The following is a 20213-nucleotide window of genomic DNA, read 5'->3' as shown; positions in this document are numbered from 1 at the left end:
ACGCCCTCGGAGCGGGCTACTCCCCTGTGGTCGAGCACCACGCAGGGGCCGCGTCGAAGGGTGTTGCTCAGCGCCCTTCCGACGCCGGATCCCGGGCGCGTCCAGCCCGCAGGATATACCCCACCGCCCCCGCCAGCATCAGCGCCAGCCCGTACCACGTAATCGCGTAGACGAGGTGGTTGTTGGGGAAAGCGATCACCGTGAGGCCGCCGACCGGCAAGCCGCCGGGATTGGCCGTCGCGTCGGCATCGACGAAGTAGGGGGCGACATCGGTCAGGCCCCGGGCCGCCGCGATCGCCGTCACGTCGCGGGAGTACCAGCGGTCGTCGCCAGGGGCGTTGGAGCGCAGGAAGGCGCCCTTGGGCTCGGTCAGGCGCAGGAGCCCGGTCACCTGCGCCTCGCCCGCGACCGCCCCGGCCTGCCGGCTCGCCGGATCCCGTCGGTCGCCGGGCACGAAGCCGCGGTTGACCAAAACGAGGCTGCCGTCGGAGCGACGCAGCGGCGTCAGCACCCAGAAGCCGCCGCCCCGCTCGGTCACCGCCTGAACCAGCGTCTCACGATCATGCAGGAAGGTACCGGAGAGCCGGACGTGCCGGTAGGCGTCGTCGGGGCCGAGGCGCGGCCATTCGGCGGGGCCGGGAGCCGGAACGGGGAGTGCGTGGACCCGGGCATCGACCCGGGCGATGAGGTCGAGCTTCCAGGCGCGCCGCTCCACCTGCCACGTGCCGAGACCGACCAGGACGACGAAGACGAGGCCGGCGCCGACGCCGAACACGACGCGTCGCAGCAAAGAATTCGGGGCCGGGGAGGGACCCAGGCCCCCCGCCGACCCCGCGGGTCTCATCTCCGGACGCGCGCTCAGCGGGCGTTGTTCATGACGTCGTGGGCATCCATCGGCATCATGTTGTGGTTGAGGTGATACATCACCCAGACCGACCCCGCGAGCATGATCACCACGAGCGTGATGGTGAAGATCAGGGCCATGAAGGTCCAGCCGCCCTCCGACTTCGTGCTCATGTGCAGGAAGTAGACGACGTGCACGACCATCTGGACGCCGCCCAGCGCCAGGATGACCAGGGTGGTGACGAGGCTGTTGTCGAGGACGTTGCCCATCACCAGCCAGAACGGGATCACCGTCAGGATCACCGACAGGACGAAACCCGTCATGTAGCTCTGGACGGTCCCGTGCCCGCCCTCGCTGTGGGCGTGCGGGTCGTGGCCGTGCCCCGCGGAGGCTCCACCGTGCCCGACGGGACCGGCCATGTGGTGCGCGTCGGCGCTCATTCGAGCACTCCCATCAGGTAGACGACGGTGAAGACCCCGATCCAGATCAAGTCGAGGAAGTGCCAGAACATCGACAGGCACATGAGCCGGCGCTTGTTCTCGACGATCAGCCCGTACTTGCGCACCTGAACCATGAGCACGACGAGCCACAGGATGCCCATGGAGACGTGCAGCCCGTGGGTCCCGACCAGGGTGTAGAACGAGGACAGGAAGGCGCTGCGCCAGGGCGGCGCGCCCTCGTGGAACAGGTGCGCGAACTCCCGGATCTCAAGGGCCACGAAGGCGACGCCGAACAGGCCGGTGATGGCGAGCCACACCTGCGTCCGCTTGATCCGGTCCCGGTCCATCTCCAGCATGGCGAAGCCGTAGGTGATGGACGAGAACAGCAGCATGGCGGTGTTCACCGCGATGCCCGGCAGGTCGAACAGGTCCTTCGGGGTCGGCCCTGCCGCGTAGCTCCGCCCGAGCACGCCGTAGGTCGCGAACAGGGTCGCGAAGATGAGACAGTCGCTCATCAGGTAGAGCCAGAACCCAAGCATGGTCGAGCCCTCGGAGTGATGGCCCTCCTCGTCGGTCTGGTAGAAGACCGGCGCCGCGGCGCCGGGGGGTGCGGTGTCTGCGTGCATCATCGGATCACGCCATCTCCAGCTCGCGCGTCCGCTGACCTTCCGTCCGACTGACGGCTTCTGCGGGAATGTAGTAGTCGCGCTTGTAATTAAAGGTGTGGGCGATCGCCACGACGAAGATCGCCAGGAAGGTCAGCGCCGCCAGCCACCACACGTACCAGATCATGGCGATGCCGAAGGTGAAGTTCAGGCCCGCCAGGATCGCCCCCGTCGCGGTGTTCTTGGGCATGTGGATCGGCCGGTAGCCCTTGAGGGGCCGGTCGAAGCCGCGGTTCTTCATGTCCCACCACGCGTCCGAATCGTGGACGACGGGCGTGAAGGCGAAGTTGTAGTCCGGCGGCGGCGAGGAGGTGGACCATTCCAGCGTCCGCCCGCCCCACGGGTCGCCGGTCAGGTCGCGCAGCTTGTCGCGGTTGCGGATCGAGACCACGAACATGACGATCTGCGAGGCGATGCCGCAGGCGATGAGCGCGGCGCCGATGGCCGCGATGACGAACCAGATCTGCAGCGAGGGGTCGTCGAAGTGCTGCATGCGCCGGGTCACGCCCATCAGGCCGAGCACGTAGAGCGGCATGAAGGCGACGTAGAACCCGGTGACCCAGAACCCGAGGGCCATCTTCCCCCAGAACTCGTCGAGCTTGAACCCGAAGGCTTTGGGGAACCAGAAGGTCACGCCGGCGAACATCCCGAACAGCACGCCGCCGATGATCACGTTGTGGAAGTGGGCGATCAGGAACAGCGAGTTGTGCAGCACGAAGTCGGCCGGGGGCACCGCGAGCAGCACGCCGGTCATGCCGCCGATCACGAAGGTGACGATGAACGCCACCACCCAGAGCATCGGCACCTCGAACCGGATCCGGCCCCGGTACATCGTGAACATCCAGTTGAAGATCTTCGCGCCGGTCGGGATCGAGATGATCATGGTCGTGATCCCGAAGAACGAGTTCACGTCCGCGCCCGAGCCCATCGTGAAGAAGTGGTGCAGCCACACGAGGTAGGCGAGGATGGTGATCACCACCAGCGCGTAGACCATCGAGGTGTAGCCGAACAGGCGCTTGCCGCAGAAGGTCGAGGTGATCTCCGAGAACACGCCGAAGGCCGGCAGGATCAGGATGTAGACCTCCGGGTGACCCCAGATCCAGATCAGGTTGAAGTACAGCATGGCGTTGCCGCCGAGGTCGTTCGTGAAGAAGTGCGTGCCGACGTAGCGGTCGAGCGACAGCATCGCGAGAACGGCCGTGAGGATCGGGAAGGCGGCCACGATCAGGATGTTGGTGCACAGCGACGACCAGACGAAGATCGGCAGCTTCATCATGGTCATGCCGGGCGCCCGCATCTTCACGATGGTGGCGATCAGGTTGATGCCCGAGAGCAGCGTCCCGATGCCGGCGATCTGCAGCGCCCAGATGTAGTAGTCGACGCCGACGCCGGGGCTCATCGCCGCCCCGGAGAGCGGCGGGTAGGCGAGCCAAGTGGCCCGGGAGAACTCGCCGACGAACAGCGAGACCATCACCAGCATGCCGCCGGCCACCGTCATCCAGAAGCTGAAGTTGTTGAGGAACGGGAAGGCGACGTCGCGGGCGCCGATCTGCAGCGGCACGGCGAAGTTCATGAGCCCCGTGACGAACGGCATCGCCACGAAGAAGATCATGATCATGCCGTGGGCGGTGAAGATCTGATCGTAGTGGTGCGGCGGCAGGAAGCCCTGCTCCGAACCGAACGCCACCGCCTGCTGCGAGCGCATCAGGATCGCGTCGGCGAAGCCGCGCAGCAGCATGACCATCGCGAAGATGCAGTACATGATGCCGATCTTCTTGTGGTCGATCGACGTGATCCAGTCACGCCACATCGGCCCCCAGAAGCGGTAGTAGGTGATGACGCCGAGCACGGTGAGCCCGACCACGGCGACCCCGGCGAACGTCGCCTGCAGGATCGGCTCGTGATAGGGGATCTGCTCGATCGTGAAGCGTCCGAACAGAAGCTGCTGCAAGTCCATATTTGCGAACATGGGATCGGCCCGTTCAGTGGGTTCGACGGCGACCGCCGGTCTTGTGCTTGATTTCCGCTCTCATGAAGAGCGGCTTTACTGATTCAGCTGCTTGGGCGCGATCTGGCCGCCCTCGCTCTGGCCCTCGCCGGAGCCCTTGCCCTGGCTGTCAGGCGACTTCTGCTCCCGGACATCCGGGTTGCCCATGTCGGGCCGCGGCCTCATGCCCTGGGGCTGCGTCTGGCCGTGCGGACCGGTTTCGGAAGCCGGCGCCGTGGCGCCCGGCCCCTCGACGCCGCGCTCGGCGAGGCGGTTGTCGTATTGCAGCCGCTTGTAGTTCGCCTCGGCCTCCGCGCCGGAGGCGCCGCCTTTGGCGTCGATCTTCACCATCTCGCCGACGCACATCTGGTCGGGCCGGGGGCACATGCCGATGATCCGGTCGTACAGGCCCTGCATGTAGGACTTGTAGTAGCGGGCCGGCTCGGCCTCGCTCGGCTCCTCGAGCTTGAGGTAGGCCTCCTGGCTCAGTTCTCCGCCCTCGGCCTTGGCCTTGGCGATCCACTGCTCGAACTTGTCGTTGGTCAGGCCGTGGAACTTGAAGAACATGTTGGAGAAGCCGGCACCGCTGTAATGCGCCGAGCGGCCCTCGGAGGCGCCCTCGCGGTTGACCACCGCGTGGAGCTGCGTCTGCATGCCGGGCATCGCGTAGACCATGCCGGCGAGCGTCGGCACGTAGAACGTGTTCATCACGTCGGTGGCGGTGATCTTGAAGCGGATCGGCCGGTCCACCGGCGCGGCGAGCTCGTTGACCGTGGCGATCCCGTATTGCGGGTAGAGGAACAGCCACTTCCAATCCATGGCGATGGCCTCGACCTCCAGCGGCACGGTGCCGGCCGGGACGTCGCGCTTCGTGTCGATCTTGCTCAGCGGCCGGAACGGATCGAGGGTGTGGGTCCCGATCCACGTCAGCGCGCCCAGCGCGATGATGATCATCAGCGGCGCCGTCCAGATCAGCACCTCGAGCTGCGTCGAGTGATGCCATTCGGGGTCGTAGACCGCGTCCTCGTTGCTGGCCCGGTAGCGCCACGCGAAGATCAGCGTGAAGGCGATGACGGGCACGATGATCAGGAGCATCAGCCCGGTCGCGGCCAGCACGAGGTTGCGCTGCTGCTCGGCCACGTAGCCGGCCGGATGCATGACCACGAAGTTGCAACCGCCCAGCAGCGTCAGCAGCGGCAGGGCGAGGAGCGGCAGGAGGCGCCGCCCGCGATTGCTCCGGGGGCGTGCGGTGTCGGTCCTGTCCGGTCGATCGGTCGAAGAGGTCACAGCACGCGTCTCGTTTTCCCATGCCGCTGCCGCGGCGCTTCTGCCGTGCCGCGCGAGGCGGCGTTCCTGTCAGCCCGGCGCGCGCGGCGCAGCCCGCGCCGCGCCCGACTACATCTGGCGCATTTCCGAACGGTCGAAATACAGGGCCGCGAGGGTGCAGACCGCCCCCGACAGGAGGTAGACCCCGATCATCGCCAGCCCGTAGCGCTGGGACAGGAACAGCGCGACCAGGGGCGCGAAGCCGGCGCCGATGAGCCACGCGAAGTCCGAGGTCAGCGCCGCGCCGGTGTAGCGGTAGCGGTTGCCCAGGCGGGCGGTCACCGCGCCCGCGGTCTGGCCGTAGGCGAACCCGAGCAGCATGAAGCCGATCGTGACGTAGATGGTCTGGCCGATGGCGCTCTCGCCGAACAGGAGCGGCGCGATGATGCTGCCGACGGCGAAGAAGCCGATCAGCGAGGCGCTCATGATCAGGCAGTTGCGGCGGCCGATCTGGTCGGCGATCAGCCCCGAGGCCGCCACCGCGCCGGCGCACACGATGGCGCCGGAGAACTGCACGATCAGGAACTCGCCGGGCGAGCGGGTGGTGCTGTTCAGCGCCAGCCACGCGATCGGGAAGATCGTCACGAGGTGGAACAGCGCGAAGGCGGCCAGCGGCACGAAGGCGCCGCGGATCACGTCGCCCGCGTGGTGGCGGAACAGTTCCAGGGCGGGGACCGGGCGCAGCCGGTCGAGATCCATCATCCGGGCGAACTCGTCGGTGGCGACGAGGCGCAGCCGGGCGAACAGGGCGACCACGTTGATGGTGAAGGCGCAGTAGAACGGGAAGCGCCAGCCCCAGTCGATGAAGTCGGCCTCGTCGAGGTTGACGATGAAGAACGCGAACAGGGCGCTCGCCACCATGAAGCCCAGCGGCGCGCCGAGCTGCGGGATCATCGCGTACCATCCGCGCCGCTCCCGCGGCGCGTTCATGGCGAGCAGCGAGGCGAGCCCGTCCCAGGCGCCGCCCAGCGCGAGGCCCTGCAGCACGCGGAAGCCCGCCAGGATGTAGACGGCCGAGATGCCGATGCTGTCGTAGCGCGGCAGGAAGCTGACGGCCGCCGTGGAGGCGCCGAGCAGGAACAGGGCGGTGGTGAGCTTGACGCTGCGTCCGTGGCGGCGGTCGATCGCCATGAAGATCACGGTGCCGAGCGGCCGGGCGATGAACGCGAGGGCGAAGATCGCGAAGGCGTAGAGCGTGCCCTTGAGCGGGTCGACGAAGGGAAAGAACACCTTCGGGAAGACCAGCACGCAGGCGATGCCGAACACGAAGAAGTCGAAGTACTCGGACGCGCGCCCGATCACCACGCCGATGGCGATCTCGTTCGGGTGGACCTTGTGGTCTCCCATCGCCTGCTGCGCATCGCGCTCGAGGCCCGTGACCGTTGGGGTGTTCGCACTCATCTCTGGTTGTCGCCCTCGCCGTGCGCCCGCCGGGACGCCTTGGCCGGAACCGCCTCTTGCGGCATGTCCAGAGGTATCGCAACCGGCTCCGGACGCAAGTTCACCCACTGACGCACGCATGGCAACGCGTGGTCGCAGTCCAGCCCACGGTGCGGCAGGCCGCGCGCCGGTCACACCCGGTAATGGGCCGAATTCCGCGACAGGTTGATGTTGTAATAGGGATCCGCCCGCAATTCCGGACCCCAACGGTCCAGCATGGTGAGCACCTCACCCTCGAAGCGCTTCTGCTTCTCGGGGGTGTCCTCCGCGCCGCGGCTCTTCGACTCGTGATGGATCAGCGTGGCGAACGGCGTCCAGACGATCCGGTAGCCCGCCCGGCGGATCTTCAGGCAGAGGTCGACATCGTTGAAGGCGACCTTCAGGTCGACCGCGTCGAAGCCGCCGACCTGCGCGAACACGTCCGCCCGCATGGCGAGGCACGCCCCCGTCACCGCCGAGACCTCGTGGGCGATCACCATGCGGCAGAAATAGCCCGGATCCGTATCCGCGACGCCGAGATGGCTGTGCCCGGCGACCCCGCCGATCCCCAGCACGATGCCGCCGTGCTGGATGGTCCGGTCCGGGTAGAGGAGCTTGGCCCCGACGGCGCCGACCTCCGGCCGCACCGCCTGGCGGACCAGCTCGGTGAGCCATGCGGGTTCCAGCACCTCGATGTCGTTGTTGAGGAACAGGAGCACCGGCCCGGTCGCCGCCGCGGCCCCCCGGTTCGAGAGATCGGAGAAATTGAAGGCGCCGGGCACCTCGACGACGCGTACCCGCGGATCGTCCCGGTAGCGGGCGAACAGGGCGGCGGTCTCGGGCTCGCGGCTGTCGTTGTCGACGATCACCAACTCGATGTCGGGATAGGCCGTGGCCTCGAGCAGCCCGTCGAGGGTCACCGCCAGGAGTTCGGCCCGATCCCGGGTGGGGATGATCACCGAGACCCGGGGGGGCGGCTCAGGCAGGGGCCGGATCAGGCGGTTGAAGCCGCCGGGACCGCGCTCGGCCCGACCGCCGAAGGCCGCGGCGACCTCCGCCAGCGCGCGCAGCCGCGCGGTCTCAGCCCTGGCCAGCGACCGGTCCGAGAAGGTGCCGGAGCCCTGGGCAGCCCGCCAATGGTAGAGCACCCGCGGGATGTGGCGGATGCGCGCCGGGTCGAGCCCGGCGGTCAGGCGCAGCAGCAGGTCGTGGTCCTGGCTGCCCTCGAAGCCCGGGCGCAACCCGCCGACGGCGCGCAAGGCCGCGGTGCGCACCACCGTGAGGTGATTGATGTAGTTCTGCGCGTAGAGCAGTTCCCGATCGAAACCCGCCTTGAAATGCGGGTCGAACCGGCGCCCGCGCCCGTCGATCTTGTCCTCGTCGCTGTAGATCAGCACGAGGTCCGGGTCGCGCCGGAGCGCCCGGGCGACCTCGTAGAGGGCATCCTCGGTCAGCGCGTCGTCGTGGTCCATGAAGGCGCAGAGGACGCCGCGAGCCTGCCCCAGCGCGTCGTTGGTCGCCCGGGCGATGTGACCGTTCTCAGCTCGGGTGAGGACGCGGATGCGCGGATCGTCCGCGGCCGCCTCGGAGAGGATCCTCGGGATCGCGGGCCGCGTGGAGGCGTCGTCGACGACGCAGAGCTCCCAATGGGGGTAGAGCTGCGCCCTGAGCGACGCGAGGGCGGCCCTGAGCACCTTCGGGTCGGGATCGTGGACCGGCATCAGCACGGAGATCAGAGGCGGATCGGGCCAGGCGGCGATCTCGGCGGCGATCCCGTCCCGCTCCGGGCGGCGGAGCGCGTTCGTGCCGATCCATGCCTCGTAGCCGGTCACGCGCCGGTGGCGCAGGGCCCGGCCGAGGAAGCCCCGGGCCCGGACCTTCTTGCCGAGGATGCGCCAGCCGAGGGCCTGGGCGGTCAGTGCGGGCTCGCGCAGGAGTCCGCGCAGGGCGAGGACCGGTCGGGCGAGGCGGCGCACCGCGATCCGGCGCAGCCGGGCGGGGACCTGCCGGGACGGATCGGCCACGCGCAGCGCCGCGGTGCCCTCCGGCAGGCGGCCGATCCACGCGAAGGCGCCCGCGCCCCGTGCCTCCTGGGGCAGCAGCGCCCCCGGGCGTCCGTCCGGCCCAACGAGGCTGAGGTCGGGATTGGCGTCCCGGCCGTCGGCGGGATCGTTGAACAGGACGATCTCGACCCAGCGTCCCGCGAGCCCGGGAAGGTCGACGCGCAACCCGTCGGCGCCCGCCCGGACCGGCAGGGCGCCCCGGCCGCTCAAGGGGCCGGCGAGCTGCGCCGGGGGCAGGCGGAGCCCGGCGGCCGCGTCGGTGGCGCGCACGATCAGCTCCAGCTCTTGTCGACCGAGGCCTTCACGGCATCCGACATGGCCACGTCGAACACGACCATCTCCTCGACCGCCTTGACGGTCTTCAGGCGCTGGGCGAGCGCCTGGGTCTCGGGTGGGATCGGGGGCAGGGCCGGGATCGGCGTCGTGATGCCGAGCCGGTCGAACAAGGTCGACGCGAAGGCGGGGAACCGGGCCTTGTGGCCGACGATGCCGACCCGGGCGAGGATCTCGATCGCGGCGATGGAATTGCCCGGATGCAGCCGGTCCTCCGGCATGCGGGTCCCGAGCTGGCGGGTCAGCGGGTTGTAGAGCAGCCGGTAGGCCGGCTCCGGCAGCATCCGGAAGAAGCGCTTGAGGCTCTTCGCATCGGCGAAATCGTATTCGTCCGCGAAGGACGCGGCCTCGGCCAGCGGCCCCAGGCGCCAGCTTCGCGTGGGATCGGCGGCGTCGCCGGCCCGGGCCTTGAGCCAGCGCATGCGGGTCGCCGTCTCTATGTAGGGATCCTGGAGCAGGATCGCCGTGACCATCAGGTCCGGCGTCATGTAGTTCTCGTAGCGCGGGATGGTCACGGCGCCCGACAGGAAGGCCGAGGGTGCGGCCGAGCCGGTCAGCACGCAGGTCATGATCTCGTCCGGCAGCTTGTGGATGCCGAAATAGCAGTGCTGGAAATGGGGGAAGAGCGCCGCCTGGAGGAGGGTCTCCGGCTCGATGCCGGTGTTGATCAGCATCACGCGCAGGGGCACCTGCCCGTCGGGCGGCGCGCGGCGATAGATCAGGACGTTGGTGTCGACGTCGTAGAGTTCGACGCGGGGCAGGTTCGGCAGGCCCGGCACCTCGGCGGCGGTCAGCACGAAGGTGCATTGCCCGGTCGCGTGCCAGCCGTTGCGCTTGAACGTCTCGTCCGTGAGGCTGGCCGCGACGTCGGCCACGCGCCGTCCCTCGACGGAGACCGCGACTCGGCTGATGGCGAGGGGATTGTCCGGCACGATCCAGCCGCGGATCGAATCACCCTGATCGTGGTCGATGAAGTAGCGCATGTCCCGAAGCGTGAGGCGGCGTGCCGACGCCCTGTCGCGCGGCGCGGCCGGATGCCGAGCGGCAGGCCCATAGCGCATTTTTTCCCCGGCGTGCACCATCGCCTCCGCAAAGGGGCGGATCCCGCCCGTTGCGGCCCGCCGTGCGCAGGTTCCGCTTGCGCCCTCGCCGGCCAGCCGCTATAGGCCCCGCCCACCGGAGCCCGCACGGCTCCGGCCCGGGCGCGTAGCTCAGCGGGAGAGCACTACCTTGACAGGATAGGCATCACTCTTCATAAGCCGTTGAGTTGTCTGGATTATTTCGATGGCTTTCAGGTTCAGCGAACTTGAACGCAGTCGTTTAGGAGACGTAGCACAGCGGTAGTGCATTCCCTTGACATGGGAAAGGTCACAGGTTCGATCCCTGTCGTCTCCACCACTCCCTCAGAGATCAAGCCGCACCGTGATCAAGCCGCACCGTGCCCGCGGCGGTGCGGGAGCCCTGCCGGGCGAGTGTGGCCCCGGATTCGGCCGATAGCCGGCGCGAGGCTCCGGCCCACGACCAGGGCGAGGCCGAGCGCCCGATTCGACGCGGATGGCGCGGGGAAACCCGCCCCGCGCAGCCCCCCGCTCTCCGACCCGACCTGGTGGTGCCCACGAGGACCGGCACGGGTCCTGTCGGGCGCGGCGGCCGGACCTGCGGCACCGCGTCGGGTTCCGTCGGCAGGATCGCCGGTCATGCGATGGACCCCTGCGACGGGGCCCCGCGACGGGCCCGCGCGTCGGATCCCTGCGATCCTCCAGGGCTCGACACCGGCGCGCCGCCGGGGCGGTGCGAGCCGGTCCCGCCCGGGTCCGTCCGGGTCGGGCACCCGATCGGCGCGGCCTCACTCCTTGCGGATCGGGGCCGCCGGGGCGGTCGCTTCGGCGAGGCCGAAATCGGACAGCCTGTAGGAGAGCTGCACGAAGCCGCCGTAGCGGTCGGTCTCGAACTTGGTCGGGCTGCGCGTCGCGAGGGGGAACGTCGTCCGGCCCGAATCCGTCTGCATTCGCCAGTAGCGGCCACCGACGCCGACGCTCACCTCGGGGGTGAGATCGTACGCGGCGATGCCCTCGGCGAAGTAGCCGTCGCCACTGCCGTGCTGCGGCAGCGGGTTGATATCCTGACGCAGCCAGTGACGGTCGACCCCGTCCATCGCCACCACGGGCAGGTAGGCGCCTTCGAGGCTCAGCGTGACCCGGTCGAACCGGGCCTCGCCGATCACGCCGATCCGCAGGGCGTTCCAGCGCTGGTTCTCACTCAGGACCCTGACCTGATCCGTCACGGCCTGCCGACCCGCGCAGATGCCGCTTCTGGCGACCTGCCGGCAGCCATCGCCGTTGAGCAGTTCGGCCTCGTGCTGGTACCCGGCGAAGCCGCCGAGGCTGAAGCCGTCCCGACGCAGGACGGTATAGCCGAGGTCGACGACACCGTAGCTGATGTCGCCGCCCCTGATCGGCGAGAGCGTCTTCGAGTACGGGTTGAGGGCGGGGGGGAAATCCTCGTCGGAGAGGCGGCCGGACGAGACCCCGCCGGCGCCGAGGAAGCCCTTGGCGAACAGGCCCGTCGGCATGTGCTCCAGCCGCGCGAAGCTCTCGCCGGACTGGGCGTCCGTACCCGCGTAGATCAGGCGGGAATTCACCTGCCCGGGGATGCGGTTGCTGCCGAGGGTGTAGCGCGGACCGCCCGAGCTGTAGAAGTAGCGCAGGCCGCCCGCGAAGGCCCAGCTGGCCGGCCCGGCCGACCCGATCGGCGGCAGGTCCGACAGCCCGTCTCCGAACCGGTAATTGAGGCCGACCCGGGTCAGGACGCCGTCCGTCGCGGTGCGGGTCCCGGCGGCGTAGCCCGTCCAGGCGCGATAGCCGGGGGTCGTGAGGACCGCGCGGCTGCCGAAATCGTAATACAGGCCCTCGGCCTTGACCGAGAGATGCGGGGTGAGCGCCTGCTCGATCCCGGCGCCGACCGCGTAGCCGAGACGCAGATCGCCGGACCGGCCGTCGAAGAGCTCGGTGGGCCTGAACGTCCTGTCGAAGGTCAGGTTGTTGTCGGTCCGGATCTGTCCGAGGGCGAGGCCGCCGGTGGCGTAGACGAGGGTCCGGTCGACGGCGAAGCCGAGCCTGCCGCGGATCGTCGTGAGATTGTCCAGCCGCTGCCCGGAATGGGCGACGCTGGCGGGGTAGAAGCCGCCGCCCTGGGCCGGGAAGCGGCCCTCCCAGCGATCGTAGCCCCACAGGCGGGTGATCTGGTGGTCCGCGGCGGCGCCGGCGACCAGCCCGGTTTCCAGCTGCCAGTCGTATCCGATCTCGCCGCCGGCGATGAAGCTGTCCGCCGTCGCCGTCCGGGCCGGGAGGACGGGGCAGAGGCGCCCGCCCGGCTGTCCGCCGGGGCCCGTGCAGACGAACTGCGTGTTCCTGCCGAAGGCGCCGTAGCCGGCGAACAGGCCGGCATGCGCCCCGGTCCAGGTGAAGACCGGCGGCGCGGCGGGCGGCACCGGCCGGGATGCCCGCGGCAGATCCGCGGCGAGCGCGGTGTGCGACAGCAGACTGCAGAGAAGACCGGATCCTATGGTTCGACGCACGAATACCCCCCAGCTGCGCGCCACCGAAGCCTGAGACCGACCATCTCCCGACGGCCGCAATGTTAAGATTGCATTAAAGTGTCAATCACAACAATCTTTCACCGTTCAGCGCGCGGTGGATTTACCCGTACCCTCAAGAAAAATGATTCGAAAGCCTCGCTGCGGGGCCAAATTGAATTGAAATTTCTGGATCGATTACTTCGGGACGGCGGCGTGAGCAAAACAGGCGGATTGGATAGCAGTCAAACGCGACGGAGCGCGGGCGTGACGCTGAAAAGCCGGCGATTCACGTTCCCGCTTGTCCCCCGCCGGTCCCCGGGATTCGCCCATTTCACCCACCGATGTTGCATTCCTGCATCACCGGCGGGCGACACCGTTCGGTGACGGGCTGCCATCGCGGCGTAGCGAGACGGGTGCGCAATTCGGTCGTCGCCGTCCCGCTCGGTCCCGGCACCGCCGCGCCGGACCGGATCGAGCGCCACGCCCTGCGCTACCGCAGAGCGCGGCGCATGATGCGTCGCGGGATGTAGCGCCGGATGATGCACCGCATGCCGTGCCGTCGGTCCCGGCCCGGAGTCCGGTCTTTCTGCGGCCGGCTTCCAGCCCCGGCGGGGCGGTCGCCAGGCCTTGGTGCGCGATCGAACCATCCGGCGCGCAGAGCGTTTCAAGCCACCAATCAGGCACCGCGCGGACGCCTCGGTTGCAGCCACGTGTGGACCGGGGCGGCCCGATCTGGGGGAGTTCCGCGGGGTGCTTCAAGGAGGGCAGTACGATGAAGGCGTTTCTGGCGGCCGCCGCCGTGACTCTCGGCGTTCTGGGCGCACTCAGCCCGGTCTCGGCGCAGCCGCGCGGACCGGACTATGAGGATTACGGTTATCGCGACCGGGGATACCGGGATCGCGGCGATTACGACGACCGCGGCCGCGGCTATCGGGATCGGGACGATTATCGCGGTCGTGCCAACTACGGCTTCGATGAGCGCGAATACCTGCGCTGCAATCCGGACGTCCGCCGCGCCGTAGCAGCCGGGCAGATGGAGTCCGGCGCCGCCCATTACCGGGTCTTCGGGCGCCGCGAAGGCCGCCGCCTGAGCTGCTGAGCCGAGGCACGGGCGCCCGGACGGTCCGGGCGTCCGCCTGCATCAGCCAGGCCCAGTCGGTTGACGCGCGGCCCCGGAACAGCGTCGCGGTCGTTGTCGACCTCGCCAAGTCACAGCCGCTTACTCCCGCGATCGACGCGAACCCGTGATCCGGGCCTCCGACACCTGCCTCGACACCGGCATCGTCCGGGTCCCCCCTTGCCGCCGCGGACCTGAACTTCAGCGAGCGCGGCCTATGGATCACGTTCGGCACCTGAGGCCGAGACGACCGACCGGATACGTCGAGCTTCGGCCGTGAATGCTGTGCTCTGCGTCGGCGTCAACCTTAATAGCCTCCTTTCATTGCTGATATAGAGCGCAATTATTAGTGTGAGATGGCTTGATTGGCCTGCACGGCGGTGAAGCGCTGCGGCTTCAAACCATGAGCGACCTGCCATGCCATCACCCGGATCGTCCGCCGGCCGCGTCCAACGGGTCCTGTCCGCATTCGGTGGCCGAGCACGGGGAGCGCACACGCGCAGCTTGGCGGAGCGTCTCGCGGAGCATGGCGGCATCGGGCCGGGATTTCACCTCCTCCGGCACGCCCTGTCCGTCGTCATTCTCGCGCACCATTGCCGCGTCGCGGTCCTCGGCGGGACCAGTCCGGCTCAGGTCGCTCTCGAGGGAACCGCGGCGGGCGCCGCGACGGCGATCGGCCACTCGAAGGTGCTGGGCGGGTTCCTCCAGCCGGGCGTGTTCGCCCTGGTGGGCATGTTCTTCGCCCTCAGTGGCTTCCTGATCGCCGGGAGCGCGCTGAGGAGCGGCAAGGTCGGACCGTTCCTGGCCAACCGGTGCTTCCGCATCGTGCCCGCCCTCACCGTCGAGGTGACGCTCTCGGCCCTCGTGCTGGGCCCTTTCTTCACGACGCTGCCGCTGAAGCAGTACTTCTCGGATCCGATGCTGCTGCAGTACTTCGGAAACATCGTCGGGCACGTCGCCCTCGAGTTGCCGGGCGTCTTCCAGCACAATCCATGGCCCTCCGTCGTCAACGTCAATCTCTGGACGCTGCCGCCCGAGTTCTGGTGCTACCTGATCATGCTGGCCTTGATGGTCGGCGGCGTCCTCGCGACGCCGGTCCGGTTCACCCTGGCGGTCGCCGGCCTCGCCGTGGTCGCGCTGGGCCTCGGCCTGTACGATCCGGTGCGCTTCACGGTGCGGCACGACAACACCCACTTCACCACGTGGTACATCGTGCTGATGTTCTTCTTCGGCGTGGCGATGTACCTGAACGCCCGGCGCGTACCCGTCAGCGTCCCGCTCTTCCTGGCGTGCGGGGCCGGATATTATGTCCTGATGCTGGCCGATCTGCTCGGTGCCGTGAGCGGGATCCTGCTGACCTACTGCATGGTGTATATCGGCATGCAGAGCTTCGCTTGGTTCGACCGCTGGGTGAAGAAGGACCTATCCTATGGCATTTACTTGTACGGTTTCCCGCTGACGCAGGCCGTCGTCGCCCTCCTGCTCCCCCAGTTGGGCGACCTCCCGAAGGAAGTGTCCTTCGCGGTGATCTTCCCGTTGGTTCTGGTCCTGACCGGGTCCTTCGCTTCACTCTCGTGGGACTACATCGAGAAGCCGGCCCTCAGGCTTCGGCACCTCTGGGTGCGCAAGCCTCGCCATCAGGCCGCGATCGCCTGACCGGCCGGACCACCCCGGTCGAGCCGGATGCGGCCCCTGCAGGGGCCGCACGCCTTCGGGACGACAACTCGCTCCGAGTCCGCGCTGCCGCATCCTGCTCGCGCGAGAGAACGGGCAGCTGCTCAGGCCCGAGACCCTGTGTCGCTCCGCGCCCAACTGGTGGCGGGCGGGATCGCGGATCCGAGCGTCGCCGTAGCCTGCAACTGCCCAGCGCCGGGCGAGGAACATCGCGCTGGCTGCGCGTGCAGGTCGGGACGAAGCCCCGCCGCGCCCTGGCAGGGATGACGAACCGTGACGCGCGCGAAACACGCTCTGTCCTGCCCGTACGTGGCGGGCCGCACAGGTTCGACACAACGTCGCAGGTCGAGACATCGCACATGAGCGCGCCTCCTGAGATGATCTGTACGGCACTGGCCCATCGGTGGCGCTTCGAAGGCACGCCTGGGCCGTGGGAGGCCTCGCTGTCGAGGAAGGCGGCGACTGTCGGACCGGTGGCTGTGCGGAGCCGGTGAGACGCTCAGAAGCGCGTCGGGCTACCCCTCGAAGAGCGGCCGTGGGGCCGATGCGAGAGCGGGTGAAAGTGCCGACGAGGGGGCCGACGAGGGGGCTGAACCGGGTTCCGGTGCGGCGCGCCGCGGCCGCCGAACCGGAGGCCGACCGGGCCCGGGAGCGCAGGCCCGGCAGCCGCGTCCCGGGCGAGGACAGGGCGGCGGGCGCCACCGCCCGCGCGACCGTCGACCGGACCGTCCCGATCGCTGGCGACGGGACCGGACCGGACCGGACCGGGCCGCGGGGTCCCGGCCGCCTCCAGGCGGGCGGTCCCGGCGACGCGGTGCAGGCCGCCCGCGATCCGGCGTCCGGGGGCCGGGGCGCTCAACATCGACGACCGGGCTCGCCTTCCGGCGGCCGGTGACCGACCGGCCCGCGCCGGGGAACCGGCCGGATGACAGATGTCACGGCCACGACCGGCCCGGCCCTCCTGGCGGGGGCGGCCTGTCACGGCCGGCGCGGCCCGCGCGGCGGCGGGCCGCAGCGGTGGGCGGCGCACCGCGCGGCGGCGGCAGGACCGGGTGCTCCGAAGCGGTTCGCGCGGAGGCCGCACGATCCCGGCAAGGGATCCGCAACCATCGGCCCGCAGAGTCATCCGGATGGGGCCGCGGGTGCCCCGGGCGCGGTTCGCGCCGGTCGAACGGATCCGGACGCGCCGATGCCCCCAGACGTGCCTTCTCCGGACTGCGCGGGAAGCGACCAAGGGCCGTGGGACGGGGTCTTCGGGTTCGGTCAGTGGCGCCTCGATGCGTGCACCCGGCGCGTGACCCGCTCGGCGAGCCTGTCGCGCGTCCTAGGGGACCCGCCCGCGGAGCGCAGCCTCTCCGTGGACGCGCATTTCGACTGCTACCACCCGGACGACCGCGCCGCCGTTGTCGCACGGGTCGAGAACCTCCTGTCCGGTCGCTCGCCCCCGCACCCGTACCAGGCGCGGGCCCGCATCCTGCGCCCGGACGGCACCGGCTGCGACGCGATCATCCAGGGGCTGCCCGAACTCGGGCCCGACGGTACGGTGGTGGCGCTGCACGGGCTCCTGCTCGACGTGACCGACCTCGTGCAGTCCGAGCAGCGCGCGCACGCCACCGACACGCTCCTGCGCGGCACTCTGGACAGCATGGACCAGGGCCTCGTGATCCTCGACGCCGCCCAGCGGGTCCGGGTGTTCAACCGGAGCGCCGCGGCGCTGCTGGACCTGCCGGAGGATGTCCTGCGCGCGGGCGTGGCCTTCCCCGACATCCACGCCTACCAGCGCGCCCGGGGCGACTTCGCGGCGGATTCCGGCCTGCCGCTGGGCTCGGCCGGCCGCGACCTGCGGGCGCTTCCGCCGGCCTTCGACTGGCGCCTGCCCGGCGGGATCATCCTGGAGGTCCGGCGCTCGGGCCTGGCCGATGGCGGCGCGGTCCTCACCTTCGGCGACGTCACCCAGATCCGGATCGCCGAGCGGGCTCTGGAGGAGAGCGAGCGCCACTACCGGCTGCTGGCCGAGAACACCACCGACATCATCATCTGGTCCGACCTGACAACCTGCCGCCGCTACGTCTCGCCGGCCGTGCGCGCGGTCCTCGGCTACGCGCCCGAGGCGCTGATCGGCACGCAGCCCCTCGACTTCGTCCACCCCGAGGACGTGGCGTCCTACCGCGCGGTCCTCGACGGCCTCACCAGCGGCCGCACCGCGCAGGCCCTGACCTGCCAGCGCTACCGCCACCGGGACGGTCACTGGGTCTGGCTGGAGATCTCCTTCAGCCTGACGCAGGACCCGGCGACCGGCGCGCCGGACGGCTACGTGGCCAGCCTGCGCGACGTGAGCGGCCGCAAGGCCGCGGAGGCGGCGCTGCGCCTGAGCGAGGCGCGCTACCGGGCCCTCGCGGACGCGCTGCCCCAGCTCGTGTGGATCGCCGGCCTGGAGACCGGCGACGCCACCTACGTCAACCGCCGCTTCGCGGATTACTACGGCCCGATCGGGCCCTCGCGCGCCGCCCGGATCGCCCGCAACCACCCCGACGACGCGGAGCGGATGGAGCGCTGGTGGTCCGAGGCGCGGACGCGCCACGACGCCTGCGAGGTCGAGGGTCGGCTGCGGCGGCACGACGGGGCCTATCGCTGGCACAAGCTCGTGCTCCTGCCGATCCGGCAGGGCGAGACCCTGATCGGCATGCTCGGTACCGCCCTCGACATCGACGAGATCGTGACGGCGCGCCGCGCCGTCGAGGAGGCGAGCAGCCTGCTGCTCCTCGCCCAGAAGGCCGCCGACGCCGGCACGTGGCACCTCGACGTCGACAGCGGCCATATCGACTGGTCCCCGGGCAGCGCGCGCCTGCACGGGATCGAGACCGACCGGGAGTACCGCATCGATACGCGGACCTGGCTCACCCTGATCGACCGCGAGGACGGCGCGCGGGCCCTGCGGACCGCCGCGGCGGCCGCCGAGACCGGGGAAACCTTCACCATCGAGTTCCGGGTCCCGACCCCGGAGGGCGGGACGCGCTGGATCAACGGGGTCGGGCGCGGCGTGCCCGGGCCGGACGGCCGGACGCGGCGGATGCTGGGCCTCAACATCGACGTGACCGCCCGCAAGGCCGCGGAGGCGGCGCTGATCGCCGCCAAGGCCGCGGCCGATGCCGCGCGCCTGGAGGCCGAGCGGGCGAGCGCGGCCAAGAGCGAGTTCCTAGCCGCCATGAGCCACGAGATCCGCACGCCGCTCAACGGCGTGATCGGCTACGCCGACCTGCTGCTCGACGAGCCGGATCTCGGCCCGGCGGCGCGCCGGCACGCCGACCGCATCCGCGGCGCCGGCGCCGCGCTCCTGACGGTGGTCAACGACGTCCTCGACTTCTCGAAGGTCGAGGCCGGGCAGATCGAGATCGTGCCCCGGCCCTTCGCCCTCGCGGCGCTCATCGACAACGCCGTCTCGATCGTGCGCCCGTCGGCCGAGCGCAAGGGACTCGCGCTGGCCATCGCGTGCGCGGCCGGCCTGCCCGCCTGGGTCCGGGGCGACGAGGACCGGCTCCGGCAAATCCTCCTAAATCTCCTCAACAACGCCGTGAAGTTCACCCCGGCGGGCCGCATCGACCTGTCGGTCGAGGCCGGCCCGGCCGGGCAGGAGGGGGGCGCCGGGACGCTGCGCTTCGCGATCCGCGACACCGGGATCGGCATCCCGGCCGACAAGTGCGACCGGCTGTTCCGGCGCTTCTCGCAGGTCGACGGCTCCGTCAGCCGTCAGTACGGCGGCACCGGCCTGGGGCTCGCCATCTCGAAGTCCCTGATCGAACTCATGGGCGGGACGATCGGGGTCGCGAGCGTCGCGGGGCAGGGCTCGACCTTCTGGTTCGCGGCGCCGCTCCCCGCCACCACCCCGGAGGGACGGTGCGAGCCGGCGTCGGCGACCGCCATCCGCGCCACGGGCCGGCGCCTGCTCCTGGCGGAGGACGTGCCGCTGAACCAGGACCTCGCCCGGACGATCCTGGAAGGGGCTGGGCACGCGGTGGACGTGGTCGGCGACGGCGTCGCGGCCGTGGCGGCGGTGCAGGCCCAGGCCTACGACCTCGTCCTGATGGACGTGCAGATGCCGGTGATGGACGGCCTCACGGCCACCCGGCGGATCCGCGCGCTCGGCGGCCCCGCCGGACGCGTGCCGGTCCTGGCCCTGACGGCGAACGTCCTGCCACAGCAGGTGGCGGATCTCCGCGCCGCCGGGCTCGACGACCACGTGGGTAAGCCGTTCCGCACGGGGGCACTGCTCGCGGCGGTCGACCGCTGGGCGGGCCGCAGTGTGCCGCCGAGCGAGCCGGCGCAGGATCCGGCGGCGTCCATCGACCGCGCCGTGCTGGACGAGATGACCGACATGGTCGGCCGCGCGCGGATGGGCGATCTCCTGGGAATGCTGGCGAAGGAACTCGCCCAGCGGTTCGGGGCGGATCTCGGGGCCGACGGTCCCGCGGCCGGCCGCGAGCGGCTGATGCTGGACGCGCACGCGATGGTGTCGGCGGCCGGCATGGTCGGGTTCGTGGCCCTCGCCGAGACCTGCCGGGCGGTCGAGGCCGCCTGCCGGGCCGGCGACGACGTCGCCCCGCTGCTCGACGCGCTCCAGGCCCAGGCCGGCCGGACGATCACCGAGATCGCCGCCCTGCGCGCGGCCTGACGGGCGGGCCCGTTCACCGCGCGGCCGCCTGTCGCCGGCCGGCGGACGCGGCCCGCAGCAGCGGCCACCCCGCACCGACGTCCCGGCGTCCCGGCGTCC

General features: G+C 70.2%; 12 protein-coding genes and 1 tRNA gene. 4 read left to right on the top strand and 9 right to left on the bottom strand.

What is annotated here, in order from left to right; translation table 11 throughout:
• Positions 1-67 precede the first annotated feature (67 nt).
• The 8 genes from MKK82_RS07035 to MKK82_RS07000 all read right to left on the bottom strand — a co-directional run bounded on the left by MKK82_RS07035 (position 68) and on the right by MKK82_RS07000 (position 10060).
• Positions 68-844, bottom strand: a complete 777-nt coding sequence (locus MKK82_RS07035) for an SURF1 family protein (protein ID WP_243985104.1) — start codon at positions 842-844, stop codon at positions 68-70.
• A gap of 14 nt (positions 845-858) precedes the next feature.
• Entirely contained in the window at positions 859-1284 is a 426-nt protein-coding gene (cyoD, locus tag MKK82_RS07030) for a cytochrome o ubiquinol oxidase subunit IV (RefSeq protein WP_243985103.1), read from the bottom strand.
• Entirely contained in the window at positions 1281-1913 is a 633-nt protein-coding gene (gene cyoC / locus MKK82_RS07025; RefSeq protein WP_238290246.1) for a cytochrome o ubiquinol oxidase subunit III, read from the bottom strand. The genes cyoD and cyoC overlap by 4 nt, the downstream gene beginning before the upstream one ends.
• A 4-nt stretch (positions 1914-1917) precedes the next feature.
• Complete coding sequence (cyoB, locus tag MKK82_RS07020; RefSeq protein WP_238290245.1) at positions 1918-3918, bottom strand: cytochrome o ubiquinol oxidase subunit I; 2001 nt, start codon at positions 3916-3918, stop codon at positions 1918-1920.
• 75 nt (positions 3919-3993) lie between these two features.
• Positions 3994-5223 (bottom strand): ubiquinol oxidase subunit II, encoded by a 1230-nt coding sequence (cyoA, locus tag MKK82_RS07015; RefSeq protein ID WP_238290244.1) that lies wholly within the window; start codon positions 5221-5223, stop codon positions 3994-3996.
• A 108-nt stretch (positions 5224-5331) separates the two neighbouring features.
• The gene (locus MKK82_RS07010; protein ID WP_238290243.1) at positions 5332-6663 is read right to left on the bottom strand and encodes an MFS transporter; all 1332 of its coding nucleotides are present in this window, start codon (positions 6661-6663) and stop codon (positions 5332-5334) included.
• 170 nt (positions 6664-6833) lie between these two features.
• Positions 6834-9014, bottom strand: a complete 2181-nt coding sequence (locus tag MKK82_RS07005; RefSeq protein WP_409566778.1) for a glycosyltransferase family 2 protein — start codon at positions 9012-9014, stop codon at positions 6834-6836.
• A gap of 2 nt (positions 9015-9016) precedes the next feature.
• Complete coding sequence (locus tag MKK82_RS07000) at positions 9017-10060, bottom strand: hypothetical protein (protein ID WP_238290241.1); 1044 nt, start codon at positions 10058-10060, stop codon at positions 9017-9019.
• 340 nt (positions 10061-10400) lie between these two features.
• On the opposite strand from MKK82_RS07000, the gene MKK82_RS06995 reads away from it, so the two are divergent.
• Positions 10401-10475, top strand: a tRNA-Val gene (locus MKK82_RS06995).
• A gap of 448 nt (positions 10476-10923) precedes the next feature.
• On the opposite strand, the gene MKK82_RS06990 is transcribed toward MKK82_RS06995, so the two are convergent.
• Positions 10924-12654 (bottom strand): omptin family outer membrane protease, encoded by a 1731-nt coding sequence (locus MKK82_RS06990; protein ID WP_243985102.1) that lies wholly within the window; start codon positions 12652-12654, stop codon positions 10924-10926.
• 772 nt (positions 12655-13426) lie between these two features.
• Here MKK82_RS06990 and MKK82_RS06985 point away from each other — a divergent pair.
• The 3 genes from MKK82_RS06985 to MKK82_RS06975 all read left to right on the top strand — a co-directional run bounded on the left by MKK82_RS06985 (position 13427) and on the right by MKK82_RS06975 (position 20114).
• Complete coding sequence (locus MKK82_RS06985; RefSeq protein ID WP_243985101.1) at positions 13427-13753, top strand: hypothetical protein; 327 nt, start codon at positions 13427-13429, stop codon at positions 13751-13753.
• A 522-nt stretch (positions 13754-14275) separates the two neighbouring features.
• Positions 14276-15427 (top strand): acyltransferase family protein, encoded by a 1152-nt coding sequence (locus MKK82_RS06980; RefSeq protein ID WP_243985100.1) that lies wholly within the window; start codon positions 14276-14278, stop codon positions 15425-15427.
• Between the two features lie 1207 nt (positions 15428-16634).
• Positions 16635-20114 carry a PAS domain S-box protein gene (locus MKK82_RS06975; protein WP_243985098.1) on the top strand — a complete coding sequence of 1160 codons (3480 nt, stop codon included), beginning with the start codon at positions 16635-16637 and terminating at the stop codon, positions 20112-20114.
• The last annotated feature ends 99 nt before the right edge of the window (positions 20115-20213 follow it).

The sequence above is a fragment of the Methylobacterium sp. E-046 genome (assembly GCF_022829625.1).
GTDB classification, from domain to species: domain Bacteria; phylum Pseudomonadota; class Alphaproteobacteria; order Rhizobiales; family Beijerinckiaceae; genus Methylobacterium; species Methylobacterium longum.
Note: the sequence above shows the minus strand (reverse complement) of the source record. Positions and strands in the feature narration are given on the sequence as shown.